The following is a 22,512-nucleotide window of genomic DNA, read 5'->3' as shown; positions in this document are numbered from 1 at the left end:
CTTATGAGCCTGATCCTCAGTGCGGTCGCTGGCGTTGCGCTGGACGCTGCTCTCGGTGAACCCAGACGCTGGCATCCATTGGTAGGCTTTGGCAAGTTGGCCAGTCGTCTGGAGCAGCGTTTCAACCCGTCCGGTGGTGGCTGGCGCAGCCATGGCGTCAGCGCCTGGTGCCTGGCGGTATTGCCGTGGACGCTGCTGACCATCCTGCTCGTGCAGTTACCCTGGATCGGCTGGCTGGTGCAGATCGTCGCCCTGTACGCGGCCCTTGGCCTGCGCAGCCTCGATCAGCACGCCCAGCCAGTGGCCCAGGCGCTACGCCTTGGCGATCTGCCGTTGGCCCGCCAGCGGGTCGGCTATATGGTCAGCCGCCGCACCGAGGATCTTGATGCCACCGGCGTCGCCCGTGCCGGTACCGAGTCGGTACTGGAGAACGGCAGCGACGCGGTATTCGCCGCGCTGTTCTGGTTTCTCGTCGCAGGCGCGCCAGGGGTGGTGCTGTATCGCCTGAGCAATACCCTGGATGCCATGTGGGGCTACCGCAACGAGCGCTTCGAGCGCTTTGGCTGGGCCGCCGCGAAGATCGACGATCTGCTCAACTACGTACCGGCGCGCCTGGTGGCGCTGACCTACGCGTTGCTCGGGCGAACCGCCACGGCGCTGCGTTGCTGGGAGCGGCAGGCGCCGCAGTGGGACAGCCCCAACGCCGGGCCGGTGATGGCCGCCGGTGCCGGTGCGCTGGGCGTCAGCCTTGGTGGTGCAGCCATCTATCATGGCGAGGTGCACCAGCGCCCCGAACTCGGCGAAGGCCCGCAGCCTCAGGCGCGGGATATCGAGCGGGCGATGAACCTGGTCTGGGGCGGCGTGCTGTTGTGGCTGTCGCTGATGCTGATCGTGGGGGTGTGCGTTGCTTGAGCATGGCGGGCGATTGCGCCGGGCGGCCCTTCAATACGCTATCGAGCTGGCCGACTGGCTGGACGTTTCGACTGGCGTGGCGCCGTATGGTCTGCCGCTGCCCGAGATCCCAGAGCAGGCCTGGATGCGTTTGCCTGAGCTGGATGATGGCCTGGAAGCGGCTGCCTGCGCCTATTACGGCGTCGGGCGGTTATTGCCGGTGGCCGGTTCCCAGGCGGCCATCCAGTGCCTGCCGCGGCTGCGACGCGAGGCGCGGGTCGGCATCGTCTCGCCAGCTTACGCCGAACATGCGGCGGCCTGGCAGCGCGAAGGGCACCGGGTGCTGGAAATCAGCGAGGCGAGCGTCAACCGAGCATTGGAGCGGCTCGACGTGCTGTTGCTGGTCAACCCCAACAACCCCACCGGGCGACGGTTTTCCCCGCAGCAGTTGTATGCCTGGCATGCGCGCTTGGCCGCACGTGGTGGCTGGCTGATCGTCGACGAAGCCTTCATCGATTGCACGCCGGAGCAGAGCCTGGCCGCCCACAGCCATTTGCCGGGGCTGATCGTGTTGCGTTCGTTCGGCAAATTCTTCGGCATGGCTGGCGCGCGGCTGGGCTTCGTGCTGGCCGATACCAGGCTGCTCGCCGAGCTGGAAGAAATGCTCGGCCCCTGGACTGTCAGCGGGCCGACCCGCTGGATGGCGACCCATCTGCTGGAGGATCGCGCTAGCCAGCAGGCTCAGCGGCAGCGTCTTGTCAGGGACGGTCAACGCCTGGCCGACCTGCTGCGTGAGCATGACCTGCCGCCCACCGGCGGTTGCGCGCTGTTCCAGTGGATTGCCTGCGAGCGTGCTGCCTTGCTACACGAGTTTCTTGCCTGTAATGGCATTCTCACCCGGCTGTTCGAGCGGCCGGCAAGCATTCGTTTCGGCCTGCCGCCGGACGAAGAAGGCTGGCAGCGCCTGGATCGGGCGCTGAGCGTATTCGCCGAGGAGTCGCGATGAGCCTGCCTGAACCGGGCGCCACCCTGATGGTGCAGGGCACCACCTCGGATGCCGGTAAAAGTACCCTGGTGACCGCGCTGTGCCGCTGGCTGCGCCGCCAGGGTGTCAGCGTGGTTCCGTTCAAGCCACAGAACATGGCGCTCAACAGTGCGGTGACCGCCGACGGCGGCGAGATCGGTCGCGCCCAGGCGGTGCAGGCCCAGGCGTGCGGTCTGCCGCCCCATACCGACATGAACCCGGTGTTGCTCAAACCCAACAGCGACACCGGCGCTCAGGTGATCATCCACGGCCAGGCCATCGGCAACATGAATGCCGTGGCCTATCACGACTATAAACAGGTCGCCCGCGAGGCGGTGCTGGCTTCCCACCAGCGCCTGCAGGCAACACATCAGGTGGTGATGGTGGAAGGCGCAGGCTCTCCCGCGGAGATCAACCTGCGTGCCAACGATATTGCCAACATGGGCTTTGCCGAGGCGGTCGACTGCCCGGTGATTCTGATCGCCGATATCGACAAGGGCGGTGTGTTCGCCCATCTGGTCGGTACTCTGCAACTGTTGTCGCCCAGTGAGCAGGCGCGTCTCAAGGGTTTCGTGATCAATCGCTTTCGCGGTGATATCGCCTTGCTGCAACCGGGCCTGGACTGGCTTGAGCAGCGCACCGGCAAGCCGGTGCTTGGCGTGCTGCCCTACCTGATGGATTTCCATCTGGAGGCCGAGGACGCCATCGACCGTCGCCAGGTGGGCAAGGCCGAGCAGGTGCTCAAGGTGGTGGTGCCGGTGCTGCCGCGCATCAGCAACCACACCGATTTCGATCCGCTGCGCCTGCATCCTCAGGTCGAACTGACCTTCGTCGGCCCCGGCGAAGCGATTCCGCCCGCCGACCTGATCATCCTGCCTGGCTCCAAGAGCGTGCGTGCTGACCTGGCCTTCTTGCGCAGCCAGGGCTGGGCCGAAGCCATCGACCGGCACCTGCGCTACGGCGGCAAGCTGCTCGGTATCTGCGGCGGGCTGCAAATGCTCGGGCGCCGGGTCGAGGATCCAAGCGGGCTGGAGGGGCCCGTCGGCGGTAGCGATGGTTTCGCCTTGCTGCAGATCGATACGGTGCTGGAATCCCACAAGCAATTGCGTAATGTCAGTGGGCGGCTGTGCCTGGAAGATGCGTTGATCGGCGGTTATGAGATTCATGCCGGAGTGACTTCGGGAGCCGATCTGCAACGCGCCGCGGTTCGGCTCGATGATGGCCGCGCGGATGGCGCGCTGAGTGCGGATGGCCAGGTCATGGGCACCTACCTGCACGGCCTGTTCGAATCCTCGGCAGCCTGTTCGGCGCTGCTGCGCTGGGCCGGTCTTCAGGATGTGCAGGTGGTGGATTACCACGCCTTGCGCGAGCGCGATATCGAGCGCCTGGCCGATCTGGTCGAGGCGCATCTGGATCAGGCGGCACTGCGAGCGCTCTGCGGCCTGGCGATCCACACGGAGATCGAATAGATGCAGGAGTTGATTCTCGGCGGCGCACGCTCCGGCAAGAGCCGATTGGCCGAGCGGCTGGCCGATGAGTCGGGCCTGGAGGTGATCTATATCGCCACCAGCCAGGCGCTCGACGGCGAGATGAGCAGCCGTATCCGGCAGCATCGCGATCGCCGCCCGGCACACTGGGGCCTGGTCGAGGAACCGCTGGCGCTGGCCCGGGTACTCGGCGAGCAGGCATCCGCGCAGCGCTGCCTGCTGGTCGATTGCCTGACCCTGTGGCTGACCAACCTGCTATTGCTGGAGGACGACGCGCGCCTGGTGCGCGAGCGCGACGCGCTGCTGGCTTGTCTGCAGGCGTTGCCGGGCCGGCTGATTCTGGTCAGCAACGAAACCGGTCTCGGTGTGGTGCCGATGGGCGAGTTGACCCGTCGCTATGTCGATGAAGCCGGCTTGCTGCACCAGGCCATCGCCGAACGCTGCCAGCGCGTGGTGTTCACGGTGGCTGGCCTGCCCATGATTCTCAAGGGAGATGCGCTATGAATCTCGATTGGTGGCTAAATCCCTGTCAGCCCCTCGATCAGGTTGCGCGCGACAAGGCCGAGGCGCGGCAGCAGCAACTGACCAAACCAGCGGGCTCGCTCGGCGAACTGGAGCGCCTGGCGATTCACCTTGCCGCGCTGCAGGGGCGTGAACGCCCAGGTATCGACAAGGTATGGATCGCCATTTTCGCGGGCGATCACGGTGTGGTCGCCGAAGGCGTATCGGCATACCCGCAGGCGGTGACGGGGCAGATGCTGCGCAATTTCGTCGGCGGTGGCGCGGCGATCAGTGTGCTGGCTCGGCAGTTGGGCGCGTCGCTGGAGGTGACCGATCTGGGAACGGCGCTGCCGCTCGAGCCGCTGCCAGGCGTGCGTCATCTGCATGTCGGCGCCGGTACCGCCAATTTCATGCGTGAGGCGGCGATGACCCCGGCCCAGGCCCTGATCGCCCTGCAGGCAGGGCGCAACAGTGTTGTCCGTGCCGCACAGGATGGTCGTGAGCTGTTCATCGGTGGTGAGATGGGCATTGGCAACACCACCTCGGCGACGGCGTTGGCTTGTCTGCTGCTGGATTGCCCGGTGGCTGATCTGGTGGGGCCGGGCACCGGGCTTGCCGCCGCCGGCGTAGCTCACAAGACACAGGTTATCGAGACGGCGCTGGCGCTGCACCGTGGGGCCGCCAGCGAACCGATAGAAGCCTTGCGTTGCCTGGGCGGTTTCGAGATCGCGGCGCTGACCGGCGCCTACCTGGCCTGCGCACAGCAGGGGGTGGTGGCGCTGGTCGACGGTTTCATCTGCAGCGTCGCCGCCATGCTGGCGGTGCGCCTGAACCCGGCGTGCCGCGACTGGCTGCTGTTTTCCCATCAGAGCGCCGAGCCCGGCCATCAGCGCCTGCTCGCCGCCTTGCAGGCCACGCCGATAGTGAGTCTGGGCTTGCGCCTGGGCGAGGGCAGCGGTGCTGCACTGGTGGTTCCGATGCTGCGTCTGGCCTGTGCGCTGCACAATGAAATGGCCACCTTCGCCGAGGCGGCGGTGGCGGATCGCGCACCGTGATTCTGCACTTGCTGCGCCACGGCGAAACGGAGCAGGGCGGCGGTCTGCGTGGCAGCCTGGACGACGCGCTGACCGACGCTGGTTGGGCGCAACTACGGGCTGCGGTACAGGCGGATGAGCACTGGGATGCTCTGATCAGTTCGCCGCTGCAACGTTGTGCGCGCTTTGCCGAGGAGCTGGCCGCCGCCCGCGATCTGTCGCTGCAGTTCGAGGCCGCTTTGCAGGAGCTGCATTTCGGCGATTGGGAAGGACGCAGCGCTGCACAACTGATGGAAACCGATGCCGAGGATCTTGGCCGTTTCTGGGCCGATCCCTATGCTTTCACGCCACCTGGCGGTGAACCGTTGCTCGCCTTCGAGGCGCGGGTGCTGGAGGCGATACAGCGCCTGCAGGTCGAGTACCGCGGTCAGCAATTGCTGGTGGTCACCCATGGCGGGGTGATACGCCTGTTGTTGGCGCGAGCGCGGGGCCTGCCCCGTGGGCAGTTGTTGCAGGTCAGTGTCGGCCATGGTCAACGGGTGCATCTGAAGCTCGATGCCCAGGGCCTGCGGGAAATTCCATGACACCTTTCTGGATCGCGCTGCAATTTCTCACCCGCCTGCCGGTGCGCCTGGTCGGCATGCCCACGCCGGAGCAGGTGGGGCGCTCGCTGCTTTGCTATCCCCTGGTTGGCGTGGTGATCGGCCTGCTTCTGCTGGCCGCCGGGTATCTGCTCGAAGCGGCGCCCGTTCCCCTGCAGGCGGCATTGCTGTTGAGCCTGTGGGTCGCACTGACCGGGGCTTTGCATCTGGACGGCCTGGCCGACAGCGCCGATGCCTGGATGGGTGGTTTCGGCGATCGCGATCGTACCCTGGCGATCATGAAGGATCCACGCAGTGGGCCGATCGCCGTGGTGGTGCTGGTGGTGTTGCTGCTCCTCAAGTTCGCCGCGTTGCTGGCATTGCTCGAACAGGGCGATCACCTCGCGTTGCTGCTGGTTCCGGTGCTCGGGCGTGGCGCTCTGCTGGCCTTGTTTCTCTGTACGCCATACGTTCGCGCGGGCGGTCTGGGCGAGGCGCTGGCAGGTCACCTGCCACGCTCGGCCGCCATCGCCGTGCTGGTGGCGACATCGCTGGTCTGCCTGGTGCTCGGTGGTGTCTGGGTGATGCTGGCGGCAGCGGGCATTTTCCTCTGCCTGCGCCGCATGATGCTGCAGCGCCTCGGCGGCACGACGGGCGACACCGCCGGGGCGCTGCTGGAAGTGCTGGAGTGCGTTGTGCTGCTGTTGATGGCATTGCAAATCGCCAACTGATCAAGCCGCCAGTGCCTGGCATTCGTCCGCACAATGCTGGCAGGCTTGAGCGCATTGCTGGCAGTGATCGTGACCGTGCTTGATGCATTCTTCCGCGCAAGCCTGGCAGGCAACGGCGCAGAGTCGGCAGAACTCATCGACCAAGGCACTATCACGCAGCATCAGCACTTCGGCCAACCGACACATATCCGCGCAATCGCGATCCAGTTGAATGCAGGTGCGCATCATCTGCAGGTCTTGCTCTTCAAGGCAGGCTGCCGCGCAGGTTTCGCAGGCAATGGCACAAGCGCTACACGCCTGGATGCATGAGGCATATCGTGTGGAAAGCATTCTCAGTTCTCCTCAGGGTCTGTTGACGTTTCAGCGCAAGCCGCGTTGCCGCGAGAAATCTCGCCAGGCTAGGCGGAGGGCGCCGGTAATGGTTGTTCCCTTGCCAAGTCCTCCAACGACGCTTGGCGAGATTTCCCGCGCAACCCGCAGGGCCGGGCCCGTTTTGCCGCGATGCTGCGTTTCTCGCCGGCTCATTTGGCCAGCCAAACTTCGCGGCTCGTGCCTTGCCTCGCGGCAAAACGGGCTCCGGCGCGGTCGTGCTGAAACGTCAACAAACCCTTAGGGTCGTGTGTGGTTGACTGGAGTCGCCTGGCAATGTTCGGAGTTTCTGATGTGAGTCGATTTTCAGGTTGCGCAAACAATAATGCGGGTATATACATGCATTCCATGTTGCCTACCGAATGCCTCTGCACTCGTTTGCGTCGTGCCAGCCGCGGCGTCAGCAAACTCTATGACGACGCCTTGAGCGATGTCGGGCTCAACGTTGCTCAGTATTCTCTGCTCAAGCATCTGCAGCGCCTCGACAAACCGAGCATCACCGATCTGGCCGATGCCATGGGGCTCGAGCGCAGCACGTTAGGCCGTAACCTTCGGGTGCTCGAAGGCAGGGGAGTGGTGGTGCTGCAGGAAGGTGCCGATCAGCGCAACCGACTGGTAGAGCTGACAGCGCCGGGGCAGCAGCTCCTCACTGAGGCTCTGGGCGCCTGGCAGACCGTGCAGGTGCAATTGAAGCAACGCCTGCAACCGCGACACATGGAAGCGCTCGACGAGCTGCTCGCCAGCCTGGATTGCCAGGGCTCGGATCACCTTCCCCCCACTTAGCGTTTCGACCTGACAACAGAAGGATATGCAATGAGTTCGGTATGGCGCACGAGTTTCTGGCTGATGCTGGGAGCCTCTCTGATCCTCGCCCTGTCTCTTGGCACCCGTCACGGCTTCGGTCTGTTCCTGTCGCCGATGAGCGACGACTTTGGCTGGGGGCGTGGTGTCTTCGCTTTCGCCATCGCCTTGCAGAATCTGATCTGGGGGATCGCTCAGCCATTTACCGGCGCCCTGGCGGATCGTTTCGGTGCTCAGCGGGCGATCATCGTTGGCGGCCTGTTGTACGCAGCTGGGCTGGTGTTGATGGGCCTGTCGGACTCGCCGCTATCGCTGTCGCTCAGTGCCGGCCTGCTGATCGGCATCGGTCTGTCGGGTACCTCGTTCTCGGTGATTCTCGGTGTCGTCGGCCGTGCGGTGCCGGTGGAGAAGCGCAGCATGGCCATGGGCATCGCCGCAGCAGCGGGCTCTTTCGGTCAGTTCGCGATGCTGCCGGGCACGCTCGGGCTGATTGGCTGGTTGGGCTGGTCGGCAGCACTGGTCGCGCTGGGCATCATGGTGGCGCTGATCGTACCGCTCGCGGCCATGGTCAAGGATCGCCCGCAAGTCTCCCCGGGGCCACAGCAAACGCTTGGCGAAGCGCTACGCGAAGCGTGCAGCCATTCCGGTTTCTGGCTTTTGGCGCTGGGCTTCTTCGTGTGTGGTTTCCAGGTGGTATTCATCGGCGTTCACCTGCCGGCCTATCTGGTCGACCAGCACTTGCCGGCTATGGTCGGTACCACCGTGCTGGCCCTGGTCGGGCTGTTCAACGTATTCGGTACTTATATCGCCGGCTGGCTCGGCGGGCGGCGTTCCAAGCCACGGCTGCTCAGTGCCTTGTACCTGGCGCGTGGGGTGGTCATTGCGCTGTTCATCACGGTGCCGCTGAGCGTCTGGACGGCCTATGCGTTTGGCATCATCATGGGCCTGCTGTGGCTGTCCACGGTGCCGCTGACCAACGGCACCGTGGCGACCATGTTCGGCGTGCGCAACCTGTCCATGCTCGGTGGCATCGTCTTCCTGTTCCACCAGTTGGGGTCTTTCCTCGGCGGCTGGCTCGGCGGTTATCTCTACGACCACACGGGCAGCTATGATCTGGTATGGCAGATTTCCATCCTGCTCAGCGTACTGGCCGCTGCCTTGAACTGGCCGGTTCGCGAGCAGCCCGTCGCGCGCTTGCAAGGAGCCCAGGCATGACACTCAGACCCTGGCTTGCAACAGCTATCGGCGCAGTTGCGCTGTTGGCACTGGCAGCGGTCTTCTGGGGCTGGCATCAGGGTGGGCTGGCGATAATGCAGCTGGGGATGAGCCTCTGCTGAACGGAAGGAAAATACCTGATGCGCATGCGACTGTTTGCCCTGCCGCTGGTTTTGCTGGCGTTCAATGTCTCCGTACAGGCCGCCGAGTGCCCGGCGCTGCTGCAGGGTGAGCTGCCCAAGTTGCGCTCCAAGGAGAAGATCGATCTGTGCGAGCAGTTCGTCGGCAAACCGCTGGTGGTGGTGAATACCGCCAGCTTCTGCGGCTTCACCTCCCAGTTCGAGGGGCTGGAGGCGCTCAATCAGCGCTATCGCGAGCAAGGCCTGGAGATCCTCGGCGTACCTTCCGATTCGTTCAAGCAGGAGTCCGACGACGCCGAGGAGACTGCCAGGGTCTGTTACGTGAATTACGGCGTGACCTTCACCATGAGCGAAACCCAGCCCGTCACCGGCGACAAGGCCATTCCACTGTTCAAGGAACTGGCCGCGCAAACTGCCGCGCCGCGCTGGAATTTCTTCAAGTATGTGGTCGACCGGAAGGGGCAGGTGATCGCGCGGTTTTCCAGCATGACCAAACCGGATGATGCGGATCTGATCGCAGCCGTGGAAAAGGCGATCGCTTCCACGCCATGAGCCCCGATGCTATTGAGGCTGGTGGGCTTGAATAAGAAAAATCGCGGCAAGCGCCGCGATTTTTTATGGGTACCGATTTGCACGGTCACCCTGACGGTGACCGTGCTCGGGGCCAGCTTAGAAACGATAGGTCATGGACGCACCCAGGCCGTGGGCGCTGTTCTTGTAGGTCGCCTGGTAAGTGTCCTGGTTGATGTGAACCTTTTCCTCCTTGAGGTAGGAGTAGGCCAGGTCGATGGTCATATCGTCGCTGGGGCTCCAGCCTGCACCGAAACTGAGGATGGTACGATCACCCGACGGAATGCGTGGCGAGCGATCGGTGTTGTTGACGGGTGACTGGTCGTAGGCAAGACCGGTACGCAGCACCCACTGCGGGTTGAGCTTGTAAGAGACGCCGACGGCATGGGCCCAGGTGTCGTGCCAGTTCTGTTCCTCGACGATGCTGGAAAGGGCTGGTTCCAGAGGCCCAGCGACGCCTTCGTTGTCCACGCGAATTTCCTTGAGGCGGCTCCAGCGTGTCCAGGTGCTGCCTGCATACAACGTCCAGTTGTCGTCGATTTCGTGGGTGAAGGACATATCGACGGATTCAGGCGTCGTGAGATCCAGAGACGCATCGTATTTACCCGCCGCCGTTTCAAGGACAGGGCCTGCTCCCGAGACGCGAGTGTCTCCTTCCAGCTCGTACTTGACGCGTGAATGGTAGGTCAGGCCGACGCGGGTTTGCGGTGTGAACTCGTAGAGCACCCCGACATTGAAACCGACTGCTACGTCGTCACCCTTGATCTTCACCTTGCCGTCGCCGGCACCGGGAACAGGGTTGTTGATAGCTGAAGTCAGTTCACCATCAATGCGGTTGAAGGTCGGCCCGAAACCTACGGAGAGCTGATCATTGAAGCGATAGCTGAGCGTCGGTTGTATGGTGACGACACGAACGAAGCTCTTGTCTGCTTCGTAACGCCCCATGAAGCCGCTTTCATAATCGGTGGCCAGACCGAAGGGCGCATAGACGCCGATACCAAACGCAACTTTATCGTCCAGCGGCTTCACGTAGTAGCCCATGGGGACGCCAGTTGTCGGCACCATATCGCCGTCATTGCTGCCGCCTCCGATGCCGCTGGCATGGCTGATATCACTCTTGGCATGAATGGCGGCAGCACCAATATTGATCTGCTCACGTTTGATGCGCGCCATACCAGCCGGGTTGCCGAACACCGTGCTGGCATCTTCAGCGGAGGACGAGCGTCCAGCGAAGGACATGCCCATGCCCGCGACACTTTGCTCGTTGAGTGCAAAGCCGCTGGCCAGGCTATAGCTGGAGGTGGATGCGATGGCGATTGCCAGACCGGTTCTTAGGATTCTTGTATTCACGGGGTGCTCCATGGCAGGTTCGGGGAACTCTCGCTTTGCTGACTCAAAGCCAATCCGGAAAGTTCAGGGTTAAACACGATCCGTCGAAGTGAAGCTGTCCGTCGAGTCAGGATATAGAGCCTCGCAGCACTTGGCACCTATGACTCGGTAGTCAGTTTTTTCAGGCTGCAATTGCCCGCCCGAGGATGCAGCGCTGCCAGGCGGAAATGAATTCGTCCGGTTTACGATAGGGCGCGAATACCTGTTGCCAGATCAATGCCTGAGCGGCGAGATCATCGGCTGCCGGTAGCGCCAGGCGCTGATTCTCGATAAGCATCCAGGCAATCGCGGTTGCATAGCGCAGATTGACGGTCAGTTCGAGGTGCGGTGCGCCGAGAAACGCATGCTGGCTGGCCAGGCCACGTATACGGCTGGCCAGTTCGGGGTCGGCGGCGAGGTGATCGTCCCAGATATGCTGATGGTGGGCGTCGGAAATTCGGTACAGACCGTGCCCGCTCTGGTTGTCCAGGGCTGCGCCAAGCGACGATTGGCAGGCGGCGATGCCCAGCAACAGCGCTTCGGCAGCGATGGACTGTCTATTCAGGTACAGCAGCGTCGGGCGGATCACGTGCTGGTTCAGATCACTGGCGGCGATTCCCATACGAACCTCGTCGGGGAGGTGACCGGTGGGGGAGGGCGCTGGCAGCATCGTCTTGAATGTGGTGTGGCGGTTGGAAGAAGCCCGCTACCACATAATCCCACCGGGAGCAGGGTTTAGCTGCTCAAGTTGAAGCTTAGTGGGATATTCATGCTGTAAAGGGCTGTTTTTAAATCGATTGAAGATGTAACTCAGTGTGCATATGCCGAATAGGAACTTGGAGCGGTCGCTTTAGCGCCATGAAGCGACGTTGACAGCGCAGCGATGGTTTCGGCAGTATCGATGCATAGTCGTCTTGCCCGAGCATTCAATGTTCTCCATCTCCCAGCCCATGTTTTCTGTTCGTAGCCTTGCTGCTGCGCTGCAGTGCGTTTGCCTGGAAGTCGGTAAGTCGAAGAAACAGTCGCTCATTTGACCGGGGCGTGCTGTCCCGTCAGATGGGCTGACAGGACAGAGGCGCAAGGTCGAAGCATCCATTCGCCATACCCCCTTCCCGCACTCCATCGACGGTGACCAGACGGTCTACACCGAGGAGTTGCAAGCATGTCTACATTTTCTGGAGTCTGGGTCGCCCTGGTGACGCCATTTCGCGACGGGCAGGTGGATCTGCCTGGGTTACGCTCTCTGGCCGTACACCTGCTGGACAATGGTGCGGCCGGGCTGGTGGTCTGCGGCACCAGTGGAGAGGCGGCTGCGCTGGATGAAAGCGAGCAGTTGGCGGTGCTCGACAGCGTGCTCGAAGTGGTGCCCGCTTGCCGTGTCGTGATGGGGTTGAGTGGTAATAACCAGGCAGCGGTGCTGGCCCGATTGCAGCGCATCCAGAGCCGTCCTCTGGCAGGTATCCTGGTGCCCGCGCCCTATTACATCAGGCCGTCGCAGCAGGGGCTGTTGAGGTTCTTCGAGGCTATCGCCGATGCCTCGCAGTTGCCGATCGTTCTCTACGACATTCCCTACCGCAGCGCCGTCAGCCTGGACTTGGAGACGATCCGCCAGCTTGCCGGGCACCCACGGATTGTGGCGATCAAGGATTGTGGCGGCGACGCGCGCAAAACCCAGACGCTGATTCAGGATGGAGCGCTCGAAGTGCTCGCCGGTGAAGACGAGCAGATATTCGCCACGCTCTGTCTCGGCGGCCGCGGCGCCATCTCCGCCGCGGCACATATCCGTACCGCCGATTTCGTGCAGGTGGTGGCACATCTGCAACAGGGCGATCTGCAGGCCGGCCGTGCGCTGTTCCGCGAATTGCTGCCATTGATCCGTCTGGCCTTCGTCGAGCCCAATCCGGCGCCGGTAAAAAGCCTGTTGGCCATGCAGGGGCTGATCGCCGATGAGTTGCGCGAGCCCATGTTGCGCTGTTCCGACGGGTTGCGTGAGCGCATGCGCAGCGAACTGCTGTGAGCTTGCAACACGGCAGAGGCTCACGGGATATACTGCGCGGCAATCTTTACGGGAGAGCCGCGTGAGCATCGAAATTGTCTGGATTCGAGACAACGCCAGCCTGGCGGAGCACTGCTCTGCCTGGCGCAAACAGCCATTTCTGGCGCTGGACACCGAGTTCATGCGTGTCGACACCTTTTACCCGATTGCCGGGCTTTTGCAGATCAGCGAGGGCGAGCGTGCCTACCTGATCGACCCGCTGCTGATCGACGACTGGTCGTCATTCGCTGCGCTGCTCGAGGATCAGCAGGTGATCAAGGTGGTGCACGCCTGCAGCGAAGATCTGGAAGTGCTTCTGCGCCTGACCGGCAGCCTGCCAGTGCCGCTGTTCGATTCGCAACTGGCGGCCGGTTACCTCAACCTCGGTTTTTCCATGGGCTATTCGCGGCTGGTGCAGGCGGTGCTGGACATCGAACTGCCCAAAGGCGAGACCCGCTCGGACTGGTTGCAACGCCCGCTGTCCGATACCCAGGTCAGTTATGCCGCCGAAGACGTGGTGCATCTGGCCGAGCTCTACCGGCGTCTGCAGGACAAGCTCTCGGCAGAAAAGAACGCCTGGATACTCGAGGATGGCGCCGAGCTGGTCGCCGGCCTCGGTCGCGAGATTCCCGCCGAAGAGGCTTATCGCGAGGCCAAGCTGGCGTGGAAGTTGTCCCGTGCCCAATTGGCGGTACTGCGTGAGCTGTGCATCTGGCGCGAGCGTCAGGCACGAGTGCGTAACCAGCCGCGCAACCGCATCCTGCGTGAGCACTCGCTGTGGCCGCTGGCCCGCCAGCAACCTGGCGATCTGGTCAGCCTGGGGCGCATCGAAGACATGCATCCGAAAACCGTACGCCAGGACGGTGCGACCATCCTGCAGATGATCCGCGATGCCGCCGCACTGCCGCCGAGCGAGTGGCCGCCCGCCATGCCGGAACCCTTGCCGCTGGAGTCCACGGCGCTGCTCAAGAAGCTGCGTGCCATTGGCCAGCGTGAAGGCGAGCGCCTGGATATCGCCCCCGAGTTGATGCTGCGCAAGAAGACCCTGGAAGCGTTGCTCAAGAGCGGTTACCCGAACGGGCCTTACCGCCTGCCTGATAGCCTGCGCGGCTGGCGGCGTGAGCTGATGGGGCAGGCGCTGCTCGATTGTCTGGCCGCTCAAGGAGAATCCGCTTGAAACGCATCTGCTCCATCTACAAAAGCCCGCGCAAGGATGGGATGTACCTCTACGTGCTGCGTGCCGATGCCCTCAAGCAGGTACCCGAAAGCCTGCTGAGCGCCTTCGGCCCGCCTATTCATTCGTTCGACATGGTGCTTACGCCGGAGCGCGCCCTGGCGCGCGAAGATATCCACAAGGTGCTGGAGAACCTGGACAACCAGGGCTATCACCTGCAGATGCCGCCACCGGAAGAGGATTACATCGAGCATCTGCCGGAAGAACTGTTGCGTCGCAACGATCCAGTCTGAGGAGCGGCCATGCGTGTACTGATTGCCGAAAATGATTACGCCGTGTACCGCGAGTTGCTGCAGCGGGCCTTGCCGGAGCTCGAGCTGATCGCTGGTGACGGGCCCGAGCTGGCGCAGCAGGCGGCTAGTTGCCCGGTGTGGCTGGGCGAGCCTCATCTGTTCGCCGAGCTGATGCGTGCTGGCCACAAGCCGGCCTGGGTGCAATCGACCTGGGCCGGTATCACGCCGCTGCTGGCGGAGGATTTGCCACGGGATTATCAGCTGACTCGCGCGGTCGGGGTTTTCGGCCAGGTCATGGCCGAGTATGTGCTCTGCCATATGCTTGCCCACGAGCGCGAACTCTTCACCCGCCTGCAGGCGCAGCGCGAGCAGCGCTGGGACGGTCGCCTGCCGCACAGCCTGGCCGGGCGCAAGGTGCTGATCGTCGGTACCGGCGAGATCGGCCTGGCGGTTGCGCGCTTCCTGCAGCCGTTCAACGTCGAACTGACCGGCATTGCCAGTAGCGCGCGAACGCTGGCGCCATTCAGCGAAGTGGCTGCTCTCGAAGACCTGCCGCGGCTGGTGGCGCAGGCCGATTACGTGATCAATCTGCTGCCCAATACGCCGGCCACTCGCGATATCTACGATGCTGCGTTGTTGGCGCGCTTCAAGCCGTCAGCCGTGTTGATCAATGCCGGGCGCGGTATGGCAGTAGTCGATGAGGATCTGGTCACGGCGCTGGCCAAGGGGCAATTGGCCGCTGCGGTTATCGATGTCTGCCGTGAAGAGCCGCTGCCTGCCGGGCATCCGTTCTGGACGGCCGACAATCTGCTGCTGACCGGCCACAGCGCGGCGCCGAGTCTGCCGCATCTGCTGGTCGAGTTGTTCGTCAGCAATCTGCAGTGTTATCAGGACGGTACCACGCTGCAGGGGCTGGTGGATTTCTCTCGGGGTTATTGAGCCGCGCCGTCGGGCGTGGCTTGTACTGCGCGGCCGGCAGACCTAGACTGCCGGCCTTTTCACCTGTTACCTCCAGTTCTGATCATGGCCGCCCCCGTACAACCTTTCTGGAAACACAAGACCCTCGACCAGCTCGACGCTCAGGAATGGGAATCGCTGTGCGATGGTTGCGGTCTATGCTGCCTGCAGAAGCTTGAAGACGAGGACGACGGAACGGTCTATTACACGCGCATCGCCTGCAAGCTGCTCGATCTGAATACGTGCCGCTGCACCGACTACCCGAATCGCAAGACCTTCGTGCCGGACTGCATTCAACTCACCCCTGCGCAGGCGGATCAGTTCCAGTGGCTACCGCCTACCTGCGGTTACCGGCTGGTCAGCGAGGGCAAGGATCTGCCGCTCTGGCATCACCTGGTGTCCGGCGACCCGGATGCGGTGCATCGCGAACGCATTTCCCAGGCGGGGCGTATGCTCAGTGAGAACAGCGTGGCCGAGGATGATTGGGAAGAACACCTGATCTTTCGCGCTGGCTGAGTGTCTGTGATATGCCGTTAAGGCTCGCTTAAGCGGGCTGGTGTCTTATGGCGCTATTGCGCCATGCGGTTGTTGTGCTGTGATCCCATGGAACGATCCGATTCGTCTGTTCTGGAGTTGCCTGTATGTCGATTCGCTGCCTGCTGCTTTCCGCTGTTCTGTTGAGTACCGGCACTCCCTTGTGGGCAGCCGGCAAGGTCGATCTGGACTACAAGGTAAAATTCCTTCCGCAAAGCGATCAGGCCGAAGTCAGCATCAGCCTGGAGAAGGGCGAGCGCGTGCGCAGCCTCAACTTCAATCTGGGCGATAACGGTTACTACAGCGATTTCAAGGCCGATGGCGAATGGAAACAGGACGATCCGCAACGCGGTCTGTGGGTGCCAGGCAAAGGCAAGGCCACCCTGACTTACAAGGTGCGTATCAGCCATCCGCGTGGCGAAGGCCGCTTCGACGCGCGGATGACCGAAGATTGGGCTCTGCTGCGCGGCGACGACCTGATCCCCAGTGCGCTGCTCAATCAGGTCGATGGCACGAATCTGGTGGCGCGCCTGGAGTTCGATCTGCCCAAAGGCTGGCGTAGCGTCGAGACCGGTTGGCCGCGAGTGGGCAAGAATAAATTCCGTATCGACAACCCGCAGCGCAAGTTCGATCGCCCGACCGGCTGGATAGTCGCCGGCAAGATCGGCACGCGTCGCGCCAAGCTCGGTGAAACCCAGGTGACCATCGCCGCGCCGATGGGTGAGGGCATGCGCCGTATGGACGCCCTGACCCTGCTGACGTTCGTCTGGCCGGAGATGCAGGCGGTGTTCCCGCGTGACCCTGGCAAACTGCTGGTGGTCGGCGCCGGTGACCCGATGTGGCGCGGCGGCCTGTCGGCACCCAACTCCTATTTCATGCATGCCGACCGTCCGCTGGTCAGCGAAAACGGCACCAGCTCCCTGGTGCACGAACTGGTGCATGTGTTCAGCCGCATCAGAGACACCGACAAGAGTGACTGGATCAGCGAAGGGTTGGCCGAGTATTACGCCATCGAAGTGATGCGCCGCGCTGGCGGGCTGAGCGAGGATCGCTACCAGAAGGTACGCGAGCATCTGATCAAGTGGAGCAAGCCGGTCAAATCTCTGCGCACCGAGAACTCCACCGGGCCGATCACCGCCCGGGCGGTTCTGCTGCTGCAGGAGCTCGACCGGGAGATCCGCCAGGCCACCAAGGACGGTCAGCAGCGCTCGCTGGATGATGTGACTCGCGGCCTGATGCGCCTGGACAAGGCCAGCACCAAGGATTTCATCGAGATCACCGAAAACGTCATGGGCCGCAGTTCCAAGGTGCTGGATACCCGGCTGCTGCGCTGAGTGGGAGACTGCGATGATCTTGCGTGCAGGCTCGCGGCGATCCTAAGCTCTGGGAAATCGTCGAGAGCATTCCCATGTTTGGTATCGAGCATTTCGCGTTGTTCCTGGCTGCCACCCTGGCGCTCAACCTCACCCCAGGTCCGGACATGCTGTACATCGCCTCGCGTTCCAGCGCCCAGGGGACGACAGCGGGTCTGGTATCCAGCCTCGGTATCGGAGCTGGTTGTCTGGTGCACATCGTCGCCGCGGCGTTTGGCCTGTCCGCTCTGTTGATGATGTCGGCGGTAGCGTTCAGCGTGGTCAAGTGGGTAGGGGTCGTCTACCTGATCTGGCTCGGCATTCAGCTGATCCGCTCCGGCTGGCGCATCGAGCAACGGACGAGCCTGCAGGAAGCCGGGTTGCGACAAATCTTCTTGCAGGGTGTGTTGGTCAACGTTTTCAACCCGAAAGTGGCGCTGTTCTTCATCGCCTTTCTACCGCAGTTCGCTCATCCGGCGTCTCCTGCCTTCATCTGGGAAATCCTGTTCCTGGGGCTGCTGTTCACCTTCTGCGGCACGCTGATCAATGCCGGTGTGGCGGTGTTGGGCGGGTATTTCGGTAATCGAGTTGGGCAGAACCCCACTTGGCGGCGCTGGCAGCAAAGCGTAGCTGGCGCGGTAATCATGGCGATGGGCGTCGGCTTGGCCCTCAGCGAGCGGAAATCCTAGCCAACCTGGGTTTCAGCCCCCTGAGTTGGAATGCCATTTCTCTCGATCTGCCCACTTTTAATGCGATTACGCCCAATCCGGTGCAGGTGCCGGATTGGGCGTTTTGCTTTGGGGCCCCGTCATTGCTGACTTTGGTCGAGCTATCAATGAAGTCGATCTTTACTATTCCTGGGATCAAGTTTTTGATCAAATTTTCTTGAGTAACATGAGCTCCATACCCACTTACGTCCTCCCAAGGAGCTCAACATGAAAACTGAATTTATCGCCAGCCTGTTTATCGCCACCCTCGCCAGCTCTGCTTTCGCACTGCCGCAAGCGTCTGTCGATGCCACTACTTCGCACTCGATTGGTGCGCAGAAAGTCGCTGAAGATGGCTTTGACCGTACGCCTGCTGGCCGAACCGTTGCCGAGGATGGCTTCGACCGTACGCCTGCTGGCCGAACCGTTGCTGAGGATGGTTTCGACCGTACGCCTGCTGGCCGAACCGTTGCCGAGGATGGTTTCGACCGTACGCCTGCTGGCCGAACCGTTGCCGAAGATGGCTTCGACCGTACGCCTGCCGGTCAGACCGTTGCCGAAGATGGCTATGACCGCACACCCGCCGGTTTGATGGTTGCCGAAGACGGTTATGACAACACGCCGGCAGGAAAAAACCAGCATTCCTGAGTAGTCGTCTCAAGCATAAGCCTGGCATAGCCCAGGCTTTACTTTTTCTAGTACTTGGCGCCAGTCTTGGTGTTGTTGCCCTTGGCCAGGCGGTCATAGAGCACCACGTTGACCGTCGCTGCCAGGTTCATACAGCCCTGAGTCGGGATGTACACCACCTCTTCGCACCAATCGCGCACGGCTTTGTCCAGCGAGCCGTCTTCCGGGCCGAAGATATAGAAGGCGCGATCCGGATGGGTGTAGGTCGGCAATGGTCGGGCGCCGTCCACCAACTCCACGGCCACGGGGGTGCAGCCCAGCGGAATGACTTTCTGCAGATCATCGATGCCGATCAGGGGAATGTCCAGATGCACGCGCTTGGTATCGGTGACGAAGTCCCGGGCGCGCTCGTAGCGCTTGCCGGTATAGAACACCGAGGCTACGCCGTAGCAACCGGCGGCGCGCATCACGGCACCGACGTTTTCCGGTGACTTGGGATTGTAGAGACCGATGCAGCTGTATCGTTTGTTACCCACGGACGACAGGCCTTGCGCAAAAGGAGCGGCATTATACGGCCTGTTTAGCTCCTAGGATTTTTTCTGAAGCAGATCGGTCAGGTTGGCAAAGGCCTTGTGGGTCGTTTTCGGCCCCGTCTGGCTGGCGGTGGAGCCTTCGCTGAAATACTGCTGGTCGGTGTAGCGGGCGTGTTCGTTGTCGTGACAGAACAGGCAGAGCAGTTCCCAGTTGGAGCCGTCCTGGGGATTGTTGTCGTGATTATGGTCACGGTGATGCACGGTCAGTTCGCTGAGGCGTTTGCCGGAGAACTCACGTGCGCAACGTCCACAGACGTGCGGATACATGCGCAGGGCCTTGTCCCGATAGCCCTCTTCGCGGCTGCGCTGGGCATCGGCGAGGATGCGGTCGAGTTTGGACGTGGGCGTGTTCATGATTTATGTCTCATCGGCTAATGCACCCAGTCTAGGGCCGGAGATCGGTCGCTACAACTGTCGTGCACCGACCGTCGGCCTTGGATGATTTCACCCGCACTTACTCGCAAGCAGTCATACAAACGCAGTACATCCATCCTTTGGGAGAAAATGTAATGCGCCTATTCACTGTAACGCTGATGAGCCTGCTGCTGTTGAGTGCTGGAGTCCAGGCCCAGCAAACCGATCCTCAGCCTGCGGGCGAACCTGCAGGCACGCCAACCCAGCCGGCGCCACCCGTGACGCTTCCCCAGGCGCCGAACGTCGAACCGGACTCGCCACCGCTGATCCGTGACGGGCGCGAGAATCGCGATACGGATGAGCAACGCCGTGAGCACGATGAGCCACTGACCGATGAGCCGGCCGACTCTGATGGTGAGGAGTAGCCGGGCGTTTCAGGGTTGCCGTGGCCTTGCGACCAGCAGTTAATGCAAGCCGAGTACCTTGAAGAGGAACGCATATTCCAGGGCGACATCGCGTAGCGCCTGGTAACGGCCACTCATGCCGCCGTGGCCGGCTTCCAGGTCGGTCTTGAGCAGCAGCAGATTGTCATCGGTCTTCAGCTCACGCAGGCGTGCCACCCACTTGGCGGCTTCCCAGTACTGCACGCGGCTGTCGTTGTAGCCGGCCACCGCGAGGATCGCTGGATAACGCTGTGCGCGCACGTTCTCGTAAGGGGCGTAGCCCTTGATGCGCTCATGTACCTCGGGCTGGCTGGGATCGCCCCATTCGTCGTACTCGGTAACGGTCAGTGGCAGCTCCGGATTGAGCATGGTGTTGAGCACATCGACGAAGGGCACTTCGGCGATAGCCGCTGCGAACAGATCCGGCCGCTGGTTGAGCGTTGCGCCGATCAGCAGACCGCCCGCGCTGCCACCGCTGATGGCCAGCCGCGATGGGCTGGTGAAGCCCTGTGCGATCAGGTGCTCGGCACAGGCGATGAAGTCGCCGAAGCTGTTCTGCTTGTGCTCCAGCTTGCCGGCACGGTACCAGGCCTCACCCAGCTCGCCGCCACCGCGTACGTGGGCGATGGCGAATACCACGCCGCGGTCGAGCAGGCTCAGGCGGGCGTGGGAAAACCAGGTGTCGAGGCTTTCGCCATAGGCACCGTAGCCGTACAGATACAATGGCGCTGCCTGACCCAGGGCATCGCGGCGGGCGACCAGGCTGATCGGCACCTGGGTGCCATCTGGGGCTGTCGCCCACAGGCGCTGGCTGAGATAGGCATCGGCATCGAACTCGCCGAGTACCGGGGTTTCCTTGAGGATCTGCTGGGCGCCGTCTGCCAAATTCAACTGACGAATCTGCGCGGGGCGATTGAGCGCTTCGTAGCGCAGGCGAATCACCGGGCTGGCGAATTCCAGGCTGTCCTGCACGTACAGGCTATAGGCGGCATCCGGCAGGCTGACGCGATAACCGGCCAGCCCTTGAGGGCGCACGTCGATGATCGGCAGGCCACCTTCGCGCAGGCTGAGCACCAGGGCCGACTCGGCCAGGCTGACGCCTTCGAGCATGATCTGTTCGTCGTGCGCCACCAGTTCCTGCCAGTGGGCGCGTGTCGGCTTTTCTGGCGTAGCGCTGTACAGCGCGAAGTTGATCCCGGTCTGGTTGCTGCGAATCAACCAGGCCCATTGGCCGTCGAGCTTGCCATGGTCGGCGTAGTACTCATGACCTTCTTCCCGCGGCGCCAGGCACTGGAAGGGTTGTCGCGGGGTATCCGCATCCAGCACCCAGCATTCGCTGGTGGTTTTGCTACCCAGCAGCAACACCAGTTGGCGCTCCGAACTGCTGCGGTAGCAGGTGAGGAAGAAACGGCCGTCGGGTTCATGGAAGACCTGTGCGCTCTTCGTTTCGCCAAGCCGATAGCGATGCAGCGTGCCGGGGCGATGGGCTTCATCCAGTTCGCCATAGAACAGGGTCTGGCTGTCGTTGGCCCAGGTCATGCTGCCGTCGCAGTCGTCGAACGGCAGCTCTTCGATCACGCCGCTGGCCAGCTCCTTGACGAACAGGCGGTAGATCTCGTCGCCACTGGTGTCCAGGCTGTAGGCCAGACGCTGTTGGTCGGGGCTGATACTGAAGGCGCCCAGTGACAGGAAACCGCCGGCCGCGATTTCGTTGGGGTCGAGGAGCAGTTGTTCGGCGCTCTCATCGAGGCTCAGGCCGCCATCGGCAGGACGAGGGCAGCGATAGTGACGCGGATACTCGTCGCCCGCCGTGGTGCGTTGGTAATAGAGATAGTCGCCCCAGGGCGTGGGCAGCGACAGATCGGTTTCACGGATGCGCGCCTTGATTTCCTGAAACAGTTGTTCGCGCAATTCGCCCTGATCGCTCAGTTGGCTTTCCAGGTAGGCGTTCTCGGCACGCAGGTGAGCCAGCACCTCGTCGCTGTCGCGGGCTTCGAGCCAGTGGTAAGGATCGGCGCCAGTGTCCTTGCGGGCGATAGGGGCGGTGGTCATAAGGGTCTCCAGAACGCGGGGCGACGCCAAAGGGCACCTCTAAAAACTACCTGCGTTTTTAGAGGTGCCCTAAAGGCGCCGAACCAGGGAAAAGCCGTTATCATAAGCGTCTTTGTCGTCAGGCAACCGCCGAAAAGTGCGGATTGGCCCGTTCGAGCCCTGTCAAGCAAGGGAACCTTCCCCCTCATGATCGAAAACGACTATCTCCTCGCCTGGGGCGCCTATGCCATTGCTGCACTGGGCTGCCTGCTGGTGTGGTTTCGCATGACCAGCTGGATGTGGCGCTACCTGCGTGAGCCCCTGCGCGTGCTGGTGGCGATTCTGCTGTTCTGCCCGACCATCGTCGATCCTGCCAAGGAGTTGTTTGCGCCTGCGGTAGCGATCGTTGCCCTCGATCTGCTCTTCAAGATAGGCAGCAACGCCTGGCGCGCCGTGGCGGATCTGGCCATGTACGGGCTAATCGTGTTCGTCATCTACCTGGTGTTCGTGGCCATTCGCTGGCCGCTGGAGCGCAGCTGGAAGGCACGCAAGGCTGCACGCGAAGAGGAGCGGGACGAAGACAGCGACCTGACCCTGCGCGAGCGCCTGCAGCGCAAGCCCGAACCCGAGCACTCGTCACATAGCCCCCGCAACGCTCGCGTCGAGCCGCGTTTGTAAGCCCGATCAATCGAGAACCAGA

General features: G+C 62.5%; 27 protein-coding genes. 21 read left to right on the top strand and 6 right to left on the bottom strand.

The genetic code is table 11. The features are described 5' to 3' along the window. Positions 1–3 precede the first annotated feature (3 nt). Genes cbiB through DNK06_RS05775 form a run of 7 tightly spaced genes read left to right on the top strand, consistent with a single transcriptional unit; the run spans position 4 to position 6,249 of the window. Complete coding sequence (gene cbiB / locus DNK06_RS05805) at positions 4–912, top strand: adenosylcobinamide-phosphate synthase CbiB (protein WP_131179090.1); 909 nt, start codon at positions 4–6, stop codon at positions 910–912. After that, positions 905–1,897, top strand: coding sequence for a threonine-phosphate decarboxylase CobD (gene cobD, locus DNK06_RS05800; protein WP_131179089.1), 993 nt, complete (start codon positions 905–907; stop codon positions 1,895–1,897). Before cbiB ends, cobD begins: the two co-directional genes overlap by 8 nt. After that, positions 1,894–3,384: a cobyric acid synthase gene (locus DNK06_RS05795; protein WP_131179088.1), complete on the top strand. Its 1,491-nt coding sequence runs from the start codon at positions 1,894–1,896 to the stop codon at positions 3,382–3,384. Before cobD ends, DNK06_RS05795 begins: the two co-directional genes overlap by 4 nt. Beyond that, positions 3,385–3,906, top strand: coding sequence for a bifunctional adenosylcobinamide kinase/adenosylcobinamide-phosphate guanylyltransferase (gene cobU, locus DNK06_RS05790; protein WP_131179087.1), 522 nt, complete (start codon positions 3,385–3,387; stop codon positions 3,904–3,906). Further along, positions 3,903–4,958, top strand: coding sequence for a nicotinate-nucleotide--dimethylbenzimidazole phosphoribosyltransferase (cobT, locus tag DNK06_RS05785; protein ID WP_131179086.1), 1,056 nt, complete (start codon positions 3,903–3,905; stop codon positions 4,956–4,958). The genes cobU and cobT overlap by 4 nt, the downstream gene beginning before the upstream one ends. Next, positions 4,955–5,521 carry an alpha-ribazole phosphatase family protein gene (gene cobC, locus DNK06_RS05780; protein ID WP_131179085.1) on the top strand — a complete coding sequence of 189 codons (567 nt, stop codon included), beginning with the start codon at positions 4,955–4,957 and terminating at the stop codon, positions 5,519–5,521. The genes cobT and cobC overlap by 4 nt, the downstream gene beginning before the upstream one ends. After that, a complete protein-coding gene (locus DNK06_RS05775) occupies positions 5,518–6,249 on the top strand; it encodes an adenosylcobinamide-GDP ribazoletransferase (protein ID WP_131179084.1) in 732 nt (243 codons plus the stop codon). Before cobC ends, DNK06_RS05775 begins: the two co-directional genes overlap by 4 nt. On the opposite strand, the gene DNK06_RS05770 is transcribed toward DNK06_RS05775, so the two are convergent. Continuing rightward, the gene (locus tag DNK06_RS05770; RefSeq protein ID WP_131179083.1) at positions 6,250–6,579 is read right to left on the bottom strand and encodes a four-helix bundle copper-binding protein; all 330 of its coding nucleotides are present in this window, start codon (positions 6,577–6,579) and stop codon (positions 6,250–6,252) included. It lies immediately after the preceding gene. 387 nt (positions 6,580–6,966) lie between these two features. Between DNK06_RS05770 and DNK06_RS05760 the strand changes: the two genes are divergently transcribed. From DNK06_RS05760 to DNK06_RS05750, 4 genes are read left to right on the top strand one after another with little or no spacing between them, the layout of a single operon-like run. Beyond that, a complete protein-coding gene (locus DNK06_RS05760; RefSeq protein WP_131179242.1) occupies positions 6,967–7,401 on the top strand; it encodes a MarR family winged helix-turn-helix transcriptional regulator in 435 nt (144 codons plus the stop codon). Positions 7,402–7,431: 30 nt separating this feature from the next. Next, a complete protein-coding gene (locus DNK06_RS05755) occupies positions 7,432–8,634 on the top strand; it encodes an MFS transporter (protein WP_131179081.1) in 1,203 nt (400 codons plus the stop codon). Beyond that, entirely contained in the window at positions 8,631–8,756 is a 126-nt protein-coding gene (locus DNK06_RS25420; RefSeq protein ID WP_278248831.1) for a hypothetical protein, read from the top strand. Before DNK06_RS05755 ends, DNK06_RS25420 begins: the two co-directional genes overlap by 4 nt. A gap of 18 nt (positions 8,757–8,774) precedes the next feature. Beyond that, a complete protein-coding gene (locus DNK06_RS05750; RefSeq protein ID WP_131179080.1) occupies positions 8,775–9,326 on the top strand; it encodes a glutathione peroxidase in 552 nt (183 codons plus the stop codon). Between the two features lie 117 nt (positions 9,327–9,443). Here the strand turns inward: DNK06_RS05750 and DNK06_RS05745 are convergent, their stop codons facing one another. Both DNK06_RS05745 and DNK06_RS05740 read right to left on the bottom strand, forming a co-directional pair. Beyond that, positions 9,444–10,706 carry an OmpP1/FadL family transporter gene (locus DNK06_RS05745; RefSeq protein ID WP_423228046.1) on the bottom strand — a complete coding sequence of 421 codons (1,263 nt, stop codon included), beginning with the start codon at positions 10,704–10,706 and terminating at the stop codon, positions 9,444–9,446. A gap of 148 nt (positions 10,707–10,854) precedes the next feature. Beyond that, entirely contained in the window at positions 10,855–11,334 is a 480-nt protein-coding gene (locus tag DNK06_RS05740) for a hypothetical protein (RefSeq protein ID WP_131179078.1), read from the bottom strand. Between the two features lie 540 nt (positions 11,335–11,874). Between DNK06_RS05740 and dapA the strand changes: the two genes are divergently transcribed. The 8 genes from dapA (at position 11,875) to DNK06_RS05700 (ending at position 18,412) form a co-directional block, all read left to right on the top strand. Beyond that, positions 11,875–12,729, top strand: a complete 855-nt coding sequence (gene dapA / locus DNK06_RS05735; protein ID WP_131179077.1) for a 4-hydroxy-tetrahydrodipicolinate synthase — start codon at positions 11,875–11,877, stop codon at positions 12,727–12,729. Positions 12,730–12,790: 61 nt separating this feature from the next. Next, on the top strand, positions 12,791–13,924 hold the full coding sequence (gene rnd, locus DNK06_RS05730) for a ribonuclease D (protein WP_131179076.1): 1,134 nt from the start codon (positions 12,791–12,793) through the stop codon (positions 13,922–13,924). Continuing rightward, positions 13,921–14,214: a YcgL domain-containing protein gene (locus DNK06_RS05725; protein ID WP_131179075.1), complete on the top strand. Its 294-nt coding sequence runs from the start codon at positions 13,921–13,923 to the stop codon at positions 14,212–14,214. Before rnd ends, DNK06_RS05725 begins: the two co-directional genes overlap by 4 nt. A 9-nt stretch (positions 14,215–14,223) precedes the next feature. Then, positions 14,224–15,153, top strand: coding sequence for a D-2-hydroxyacid dehydrogenase (locus DNK06_RS05720; protein WP_131179074.1), 930 nt, complete (start codon positions 14,224–14,226; stop codon positions 15,151–15,153). Between the two features lie 84 nt (positions 15,154–15,237). After that, positions 15,238–15,687, top strand: a complete 450-nt coding sequence (locus DNK06_RS05715) for a YcgN family cysteine cluster protein (protein ID WP_131179073.1) — start codon at positions 15,238–15,240, stop codon at positions 15,685–15,687. 125 nt (positions 15,688–15,812) lie between these two features. Then, positions 15,813–17,039 (top strand): hypothetical protein, encoded by a 1,227-nt coding sequence (locus tag DNK06_RS05710; RefSeq protein WP_131179072.1) that lies wholly within the window; start codon positions 15,813–15,815, stop codon positions 17,037–17,039. A 74-nt stretch (positions 17,040–17,113) separates the two neighbouring features. After that, positions 17,114–17,746, top strand: a complete 633-nt coding sequence (locus DNK06_RS05705) for a LysE family translocator (RefSeq protein WP_131179071.1) — start codon at positions 17,114–17,116, stop codon at positions 17,744–17,746. A gap of 246 nt (positions 17,747–17,992) precedes the next feature. Beyond that, on the top strand, positions 17,993–18,412 hold the full coding sequence (locus DNK06_RS05700; protein WP_131179070.1) for a hypothetical protein: 420 nt from the start codon (positions 17,993–17,995) through the stop codon (positions 18,410–18,412). A 47-nt stretch (positions 18,413–18,459) separates the two neighbouring features. Here DNK06_RS05700 and DNK06_RS05695 read toward each other — a convergent pair whose 3' ends face one another. Further along, the gene (locus DNK06_RS05695; RefSeq protein ID WP_131179069.1) at positions 18,460–18,927 is read right to left on the bottom strand and encodes an RNA methyltransferase; all 468 of its coding nucleotides are present in this window, start codon (positions 18,925–18,927) and stop codon (positions 18,460–18,462) included. Positions 18,928–18,978: 51 nt separating this feature from the next. After that, entirely contained in the window at positions 18,979–19,338 is a 360-nt protein-coding gene (locus tag DNK06_RS05690; protein WP_131179068.1) for a YajD family HNH nuclease, read from the bottom strand. 155 nt (positions 19,339–19,493) lie between these two features. Between DNK06_RS05690 and DNK06_RS05685 the strand changes: the two genes are divergently transcribed. Next, positions 19,494–19,763: a hypothetical protein gene (locus DNK06_RS05685; protein ID WP_131179067.1), complete on the top strand. Its 270-nt coding sequence runs from the start codon at positions 19,494–19,496 to the stop codon at positions 19,761–19,763. Positions 19,764–19,802: 39 nt separating this feature from the next. Here DNK06_RS05685 and DNK06_RS05680 read toward each other — a convergent pair whose 3' ends face one another. Further along, positions 19,803–21,833: a S9 family peptidase gene (locus tag DNK06_RS05680; RefSeq protein WP_131179066.1), complete on the bottom strand. Its 2,031-nt coding sequence runs from the start codon at positions 21,831–21,833 to the stop codon at positions 19,803–19,805. A gap of 186 nt (positions 21,834–22,019) precedes the next feature. Here DNK06_RS05680 and DNK06_RS05675 point away from each other — a divergent pair, with 186 nt between their 5' ends. Continuing rightward, on the top strand, positions 22,020–22,490 hold the full coding sequence (locus DNK06_RS05675; RefSeq protein ID WP_131179065.1) for an MFS transporter: 471 nt from the start codon (positions 22,020–22,022) through the stop codon (positions 22,488–22,490). Positions 22,491–22,512 lie beyond the last annotated feature (22 nt).

The organism is Phytopseudomonas daroniae (genome assembly GCF_004327285.1).
Classification (GTDB): Bacteria; Pseudomonadota; Gammaproteobacteria; order Pseudomonadales; family Pseudomonadaceae; genus Aquipseudomonas; species Aquipseudomonas daroniae.
This window is presented reverse-complemented; position numbering and strand designations above follow the sequence as displayed.